This window comes from uncultured Anaerococcus sp., from assembly GCF_963510575.1.
Lineage (GTDB): Bacteria > Bacillota > Clostridia > Tissierellales > Peptoniphilaceae > Anaerococcus.
Window position 1 is genome coordinate 1 of record NZ_CAUPFR010000137.1, and the last position, 3,503, is coordinate 3,503.

Sequence of the window (3,503 nt, forward strand, 5' to 3'; positions counted from 1 at the left end):
GGCCTAAATCCAAACGACCCAAAGCTAATCACAGCCCTAATTGTAATAGCCTTCATTGCCTATAATAACTACCTAGCTAAGAGACAACACAGAAAGTTGGTAAAAAATGTTAGAAATGTAAATGTCAACCCAAAAATGGTCCACAGTTATTATCGAAAAGTGGTCCACATTTAGCAAAAAAATTGACCACATATTCCTTTCCCCTAGGGGAAAGGCGTTTTACATATATTTCATATATTCTTTGACCACTCTATTGTATCTTCCATCCTATAACTTTTTTCCCTGGACATATCCATAATATGTGCTCTATGAGCAAGTCTATCTACTATAGCCCCAGTTAGCATAGGATCTTTAAAAACTTCCTCCCATCTTTCAAAGTTTAAATTTGTTGTTAATATTATTGAACCTTTATCATTTCTAGATGATAAGAGGTTAAAAAGAATCTCACAGCCTGTCTTATCAAATGAAACATAACCTAGCTCATCTAAGATTACCAAGTCATATTTTTCAAATTTCTTCTTGTAGTTAGTAATTTGATTTTTACTCATAGCCTCCTGTAGTTCAATTACTAAATTAGGAACTGAGGTAAATAGTACATTCTTCCCAGCTATACATGCCTTAATACCTAGGGCAGTAGCATAATGAGTTTTACCACATCCAGGTGTCCCTATTAGGATAATATTTTCTTTGTTATCTACAAACTTTAAAGTTTCTAAGTATTCAAATTTCTTATTTAATTCAAGGCTATATTTGCTTTTATCAAAGTCCTCTAAAAACTTTTTATTGATAAACTTAGCATTTCTAATCCTTCTAGAAATTCCATTATTCTTTCTTCTTTCTACTTCCCTTTCAAGGAAAAGATTTAAAAATTCTTCTATTGATAAATTAAGATCATTAGCTTCACTTATCAATTCTTCATGTGATTGTCTAAGGTATGAGAGTTTAAGGATTCTACAGGCTTCTTTAATTTCCATATTTACCTCCAATGCATAAAGAATCATATGATGCTACTATCTTCCTTGCTTTAATCTCGATATCATTATCTGTTTTTACTATTTCTATTACATCTAGTTCATCTTTTGAGTTAGCATAAGCTTTTAACAAGTCAAGTAGTTGATCTATGTCCTTATCTTTGTTTTCTTCTATTAAACTTATGAATTTCTTTGGACTAGAGGTAAAATATTTATCAAAGATGGCTTTCAAATCAGGTTGACTTTTTAAAGCAAGTGAATTACGAATAGCTCCTGGTTTACGTGCTAATGAGTTTAGATAATGGCTTATATCTATGCTATATTCATTGTGGCCATCTTTTCTTTTATGGCTTGCTAGTAGCTTATCATTAACATATATTTTAATCTCCCTTGCGTACTTTCTTACAAAAACTTTTCTACCAACCATATAGTCAGGTACAGAATACTTGTTCCTATCTACTTGAATGAAAGAATACTTATCTACCTTATGCTCCGAAATGCTTGCTAGCTCATATTTAGGTCTAAGAGTTAAAAGTTTTTTCTTTTCTTCTTCAATCAAAGAATCTTTGTTTAAAACTATTAAAGAATTTTCAAGATATTTGCAAGCATCTTCGTAAGAATCAAACTCATATTTTTCAGCAAAAGCGTTTTTTCTAACTATTCTAACACTACCTTCAACATGCCCTTTTTCATTACCAGAAAAACAATTAGTTACATTAACACTAAAGCCATAGTAGTTTGCAAATTCTATTAATTTAGGGTTAAGCTTTTTTTCATTTCTACCTACAAATTTATGAACTACATTTTTCATATTGTCATAGACTACTTCTCTATACATACCACCTATCATCTCGAAAAACCTAACTTGGGAATCAAAGAATACTTCTTGATCCTGACTTTTGTAGAGGTAAGCCCACCTAAAGTTAGAAGCAGGAGAACTAAGTACAGCTAGGTAAAATTTAGAAAGTTTTCCAGCAATTACAAGTTTAACCTCACCAAAGTCATATTCTAACCTATCAGCAAAATCATATTCTTGCTTAATGAAGCATTCTTTGTTAATATTTCTCTTCTTTCTAACATAGACAGCAATAGATGGGTAAGAAATGTCAAAGCCCTTATCTTTAATCATCTTATGAATCTGTACTACACTTAGTTGTTGCTTATGGTTTTTTAAGACTTCATCTTTTCTTTTTTCCATAGCTAAGATTTCATCTAGATATTCATCAACTTCTTTTGTATACTTAACTTTCTTCCTATTAGAAGAATCATATGAAGGAGCCTTGGCTATTTTTTCTTGAACTAAAGCTCTATCTAAGTTAGGATTATCTAAGTTCTTAACATTCTCCTTGTATTCATTCCAATATTTAGCTACTGTTTTTCTATTAATCTTAAGAATCTTTGCAGCTTCTCTATTTGAATATCCTTGATTTTTAAGTTTTATTATTGCATGTTTGTCCATTAAATTAATCACCTCACACACCTCCGTACCTATATTTTACATACGAAGGCTAAACTAAAACAAGTGGACCATTTTTCGATTAGAATTAATCGATTATTGGACCACTTTTAGTTTATCATTTACAGCTGATGAAGATAATTTCGGTAAAGGGTGTCATTTTGAAATTAAGAATTCTAAAGATGGTTTTGAGTATTTACTGAAAAAACTTTCTGATTTTGATAAGGATAAAATTAGAATAGGATTAGAGTCCACCGGTCACTATCATCTTAATCTTTCAAAATTTCTACTAGATTTGAATTTTAACATTCATTTCTTTAACCCTTATCAAACTAGTCTTTACAGAAAGGCTGATAGTTTTAGAAATACAAAAACCGATAAGGTTGATGCTTTCTTCATTGCAAAGCTTATAAGAGCTACTGACTCTAATCCTACTCATAATGAATTGTATCATAATTATGAACTTAAGTCACTAACTAGATACAAATCTTCTTTGAAAAATGACAGGATTAAGCTTAAAAATGCTATTGTTGGATACATAGATTTAATATTTCCTGAATTAGCTATAGTCTGTAGGGATGTATTCTGTAAATACACCTTAGAAGTATTAAAAGAATATCCATCAGCAGATAAAATTGCTAAGGCCAACCTAACTAGGCTAACTAACCTGATTAAAAAGGCCTCTAATGGCAGTCATTCTAAAGAAAAGGCCATAGAAATTAGAGACGCTGCAAGAAGATCAATAGGTATTAATTCACCTGCTGTGTCTTTTAGATTAGTTCAAGATATCAAAGCCTTAGAATTTTTAATAGATCAAATTGATGAAGTTAATGAGCAAATCAAACTACTTTTGAATGAAATGGATAATCCAATAATGACTATACCAGGAGTAGGAATAGAGATAGGCCCTAGTTTAATAGCTGAGATTGGATACATAGATAACTTTGAAAGCCCAAGCAAACTATTAGCCTATGCAGGACTTGATCCATCTATTAACCAATCTGGAACAATGAATTCATCCTACAGTAGCATGAGTAAAAGAGGAAGTTCATACTTAAGGGACGCTCTATTCCAAG

The 3,503-nt window shown here is 31.1% G+C and carries 3 protein-coding genes; 1 reads left to right on the forward strand and 2 read right to left on the reverse strand.

The genetic code is table 11. The features are described 5' to 3' along the window. Nucleotides 1-230: 230 nt before the first annotated feature. Both istB and istA read right to left on the reverse strand, forming a co-directional pair. Entirely contained in the window at nt 231-974 is a 744-nt protein-coding gene (istB, locus tag RQ907_RS08120) for an IS21-like element helper ATPase IstB (RefSeq protein ID WP_311492870.1), read from the reverse strand. After that, nucleotides 964-2,430, reverse strand: coding sequence for an IS21 family transposase (istA, locus tag RQ907_RS08125; protein ID WP_311492871.1), 1,467 nt, complete (start codon nt 2,428-2,430; stop codon nt 964-966). The genes istB and istA overlap by 11 nt, the downstream gene beginning before the upstream one ends. A gap of 196 nt (nt 2,431-2,626) precedes the next feature. On the opposite strand from istA, the gene RQ907_RS08130 reads away from it, so the two are divergent. Then, the coding region (locus RQ907_RS08130; protein WP_311492872.1) for an IS110 family transposase at nt 2,627-3,503 on the forward strand (877 nt) is incomplete at its 3' end.

Excerpts from the sequence above, each read along its gene's own strand:
- istB (WP_311492870.1), bottom strand. The coding sequence starts at position 974 with ATGGAAATTAAAGAAGCCTGTAGAATCCTTAAACTCTCATACCTTAGA.
- istA (WP_311492871.1), bottom strand. The coding sequence starts at position 2,430 with ATGGACAAACATGCAATAATAAAACTTAAAAATCAAGGATATTCAAAT.